The organism is Streptococcus sp. F2 (assembly GCF_056500955.1).
Genome location: NZ_JBWKAI010000057.1, coordinates 1 through 4,447 on the forward strand (window position 1 = coordinate 1; position 4,447 = coordinate 4,447).

General features: G+C 30.1%; 3 protein-coding genes and 2 pseudogenes. 4 read left to right on the plus strand and 1 reads right to left on the minus strand.

Going from position 1 to position 4,447, the window contains the following annotated elements; translation table 11 throughout:
• The first annotated feature begins 547 nt into the window (after positions 1 to 547).
• From ACYTR8_RS10120 to ACYTR8_RS10135, 4 genes and pseudogenes are all read left to right on the plus strand, one after another.
• A complete protein-coding gene (locus ACYTR8_RS10120) occupies positions 548 to 1,837 on the plus strand; it encodes a radical SAM/SPASM domain-containing protein (protein ID WP_018366728.1) in 1,290 nt (429 codons plus the stop codon).
• 156 nt (positions 1,838 to 1,993) lie between these two features.
• Entirely contained in the window at positions 1,994 to 3,571 is a 1,578-nt protein-coding gene (locus ACYTR8_RS10125) for an ATP-binding cassette domain-containing protein (protein WP_111714932.1), read from the plus strand.
• A gap of 19 nt (positions 3,572 to 3,590) precedes the next feature.
• Positions 3,591 to 3,929 (plus strand): annotated as a pseudogene (locus tag ACYTR8_RS10130) (hypothetical protein).
• A 2-nt stretch (positions 3,930 to 3,931) separates the two neighbouring features.
• Positions 3,932 to 4,285 carry a hypothetical protein gene (locus ACYTR8_RS10135; RefSeq protein WP_111714938.1) on the plus strand — a complete coding sequence of 118 codons (354 nt, stop codon included), beginning with the start codon at positions 3,932 to 3,934 and terminating at the stop codon, positions 4,283 to 4,285.
• A 50-nt stretch (positions 4,286 to 4,335) separates the two neighbouring features.
• Here ACYTR8_RS10135 and ACYTR8_RS10140 read toward each other — a convergent pair.
• Positions 4,336 to 4,447 (minus strand): annotated as a pseudogene (locus ACYTR8_RS10140) (IS30 family transposase); the annotation flags it as partial.

Below are 4,447 nucleotides of genomic sequence, written 5' to 3' on the forward strand. Positions count from 1 at the left end.
CATAAGGATATAAAGCAAATCACTGAGACATATGGACATCTTATTAAAGAAAAAGCAGAAAATGAAAATAATAAGATAAGGAATTTTCTAAAAACAAGTTAGACTTATCAAAAGGTTGACCAAAAGTTGACCAAAAATCAAAAAACCTTGATAAAACAAGGTTTTCGACATGTTATTTATACCCCCTACAGGTAGAAAAAGCATAATAAAGAAAATTTATAGACAAGAATAGCTAGTATTATCAAGGGATTTATCATTTTATGTTTTTAAAAATAAATATAGAAAGTATGACTTTTTAGAACAAATCTAGAACAAAAATGAAGTTATGAAAAAAAGATATACTTCTTTTTTAGAATATTCAATCTATTTGATCATTGTAAAAAAGAAGTATACATTTGGAACTCTAGTTATCTATGAACTGGTTGCACTTGACTTGACAACTTGCGAAATTAAATAATATTTCAAAAAATTAAAAATTATCTTGACACTAAAATGAAAGCGGATTATAATGTGAGTGTAATTATTGATGAGACAAAGAGGTGTTGCAATGAAGATGTCACCACGTATTATTAGCTATGATATTAGTGAAGGAACTGTATTTTTTAATACAAAAACCAATGACTCATTTTTAATAACTAATGAACTAATTAAAAAAGTAGATGAAGATGAAGAAACTGAAAAACAATATGAAAGTTATTTAGAACAACATAATTATTTTTTGGAAGAAGATGAAGTCGATAAATATTTAACTCAAATCTTGGAAGCAGATAAAGAAAGATTAGGACTAACAGTTTTAACTCATGGAGATTGTAATTTTAGATGTAAGTATTGCTATGAGCACTTTACCAATATTTCAATGTCTTTGGAAACAGAAAATGCCATTTTTAATTTTGTTGAAGAGAAAATTAAAACAGGACAATTCAAATATTTAACAGTAGCTTGGTTTGGTGGAGAGCCATTGCTAGGCTTTAAAACTATAGTTAGTTTGGGTAAAAGGTTAATTTCTTTATGTAATAAGTATAATGTTAATTATGATTCTTCACTTACGACAAATGGATTCTTGTTAGACAAAAAGAAATTTGTAACTCTAGTTACAGATTTAAGAGTTACTTCTTATCAGATTACTTTAGATGGAAATCAGGAAAGTCATGATTGTCAGAGGATTTCACGAACTGGAAAGGGGACATATGATAGAATTTTAAAAAATCTGATTGGTATGAGACAGACAAAATTAGATTTTGAATGCATTATAAGATTCAATATAACTAAAGAAAATTATCCCAATATATGTAGTTTTTTGAAACACGATGGATTGATTTTTAAAGAAGATGAAAGATTTTTACTTTTTTACCGTAATGTAGGAGATTGGGGGAAAGGAGATAGGGTAGAGGATTCTTTGACTTTAGTAAATCGTAGTACTGCTTTTGAACTTTCAAAACGAGCAGTAAAGGAGGGTTACTCTTTATTTGCCTCTAGATATAATACTAGTCATTTTTTTAGTTGTTATGCCAATAAGAAAAATCATTACGCTTTTAATGTCAATGGGATAGTTCAATCTTGTACAGTTGCTTTATATGATAAAAAAAATATTTTTGGTAATATCAATACTGGTTTTGTTAATCAAAATAAGATAGATAAATGGGTTATTAATGTTGATGATTCATGTTCAGACTGTCCATACTTGTTAATATGTAAATCAGGTAATTGTCCGATGGTTAAGCGAATAAATGGTGTTTCTTTCAAGAGGATTTGTGAATCAATGAAAAATACCATATATGAAAATCTAGCACTATTCGCCTTAGACGGACAGTATAATGATATATTAGATGTTGAATGAAAAGAGGTGATAATATATGGTAGTTAAAGAAAACAAAAAGTCTCACTCTAAACGTGACAGAAGTGTAAATGCAAAATGTGAACAAAATAATATTGCATGTCATTAAGAAATTAGGGAGGAGTGCTAGCCTCCTTTTTTTAAGATTGCGAGGAAACAATGAAATCAATCTTTAACTATCTTGATAAAAAAACTAAATGGCTAGTGATTACAGGAAGTTTAGCTAATAGTTTTGCTGCCTTAGGTCAACCCTTTGTTCTTTCAAAAGCATTGGATTTAAAGGAAAAAATCTTTGATTTTAACGTGATTCTTCAGTTCACGATTTACGGATTTTCAGTCTATATGACCTTGTATGCTTTAATGCTCTTTGCCAATCATACCACAAATGTTTTTCGTAGGGAAATTCATAAAAATATGAGATTGGCGCTCTTTAAAAAGTTACTTGTTAACAAGCGCTTCACAGATGATGAGAAAATCTCTATATTGACTCAAGATATGGAATACCTAGGAGATAATTATCTGATTTGCTTTGTGACTATGCTTACTTGGGGTATTTTATGTTTGGTTACAGCTTCTTATATTATCTTACAAGATTATGTGCTGGGAAGTATGTTTGTCTTGTTTAGTATTATACGCCCAATTCCCCAATTTATTCTAAGCCATAAACTAACAGATAATGGTGAAAAAATGAATACAGATAGGGGGCATCTTTATACTGTGGTGAGCGATAATATTAGAGGAAGTCAGACAATTATTAATAATCAGGTCGTAGGTGAAGCAATAGGTCACTTTCATCAGACCCATACAACTTATCAAGAATCCCTTCAAAAATATGCCTTTACACACAATATTATTTATTTTTTCAATGGCTTTATGCTTTTTTTGAGTCAAGTTGTACCTTTGGCTTTAGGTTTTTACTTTACTCTTCAAGGAAATGTTGTCAGTGTTGCAAAATTAATTGCGATGTATATTGCTTCTAATCAGTTAGTTAATCCGATTCAAACCATTATGTACAATGTTGCATCGATCCAAGGCTCAAAACCGCTAGCAGATAAGATATTTAGCATTCTAAATGAAGAAGAAATGGAAGGAACAGCTGTCTCTAAAGCTACCGTAGCTAATATTGAGCAACTTGTGGTAGCGGATGTGACTAAATCTTATGGTAGCAAAAAGCTTTTCTCACAATTAAGCTTCACTTGCAAAATGGGTGATAAGGTATTAATTAAGGGAGCCAGTGGATCTGGTAAGTCAACCTTATTTAGAGTCATCTCTCAACTTGACAGTCCTGACAATGGAGAAATTTTTGTTAAGACAAGAGATGGCTTAACCTTTAATAATTTTAGAGGTAATATTAGTCATATTACTCAAAGTCCATTTTTGTTTAATGATACTATCCGATATAACTTAGCCTTAGGTCAATCTTTCTCAGATGAGGAACTGCTAGAGGTCCTAGAAGCCGTTGGGTTAGTTGATGAAATGGATCATATCTTGGATGTTATGATTGTCGATAACGGGACTAACATTTCAGGTGGTCAGCGCGTTCGACTAGAGATTGCGAGATTTTTACTTAGGAAAAAAGATATCCTATTGGCAGATGAGGTTACAGCTTCTCTTGATGCTACTAATAGTCAAAAAGTCAGAGATATTCTGTTAAGCTTACCTATTTTAGTATTAGAAATTGCCCATTATGTGGATGATGATGGTCGTTACGACAAGACTATCTATTTAACTAAATAAGTTAGGAGGAATACTTTAAATGAATGATATTGAGATATATTCTATTTTAGTTTCTCGTATTGAATATTCTGATGGTACAGGTTTAAAGGTTCGTCCCGCTGTAGTAGTCAAATTTAATGATGAAGTAATAAAAACTTTAAGATTAACTACTAAATATGAAAATGAGTCTGACTATATAAAAGGCCAGTATTTAGAAGTTATTGATTGGGCAAAAGCAAATTAAAAAAAGCGTTCTTGGATTGATACAATTCAGTATTATGATTTAGAGAACAAGGGATTCAATATTAAAATTATTGGTAAGTTAAGTGATAGAGATATTGAAAGATTAAAAGATTTTCTTAGAGAAAGAGAAATTTAGGTATGAAAAGGAAATTAGTTGGTTTGATTGTTCTAGCTATATCTACAGTATTTTTAGTTGCTTGTTCGACTAATTCGTTAAATGGAAAGTATTATAAAGTATATGATGGTGAAAAAACATTAGTTTTAGAAATTAATGGTAAAGATGCTTATATAAATTTAGATGGTAAAAAGGTTATTACAAAAATTGATAAGGAATCAAAAATTATCTTTTATGAAGACTATGGTGTTAGAACTTTAAAATATGAGATTTCAAGAGATGGAGAATTTTCATATTTTGGAGATATTGCTGGGAAAGATATTCTTTATAAAGAAGGCAGCAAGAGTTTAGAAAAAGCACTAAGAGATAAAGAATAAAGTTAGGACTATTTTCCTAACTTATTTTTTTTATTTCCCAAATTGTCAAATTAAGCTAGACATTTTACGTAACTCAGAAAAACCTGATATGGTGTTCGATAATTTAAAGATTTCCTAGGAATTCTATTTCGTTTATCAGCGATAGCTGATAAATATTTCTGA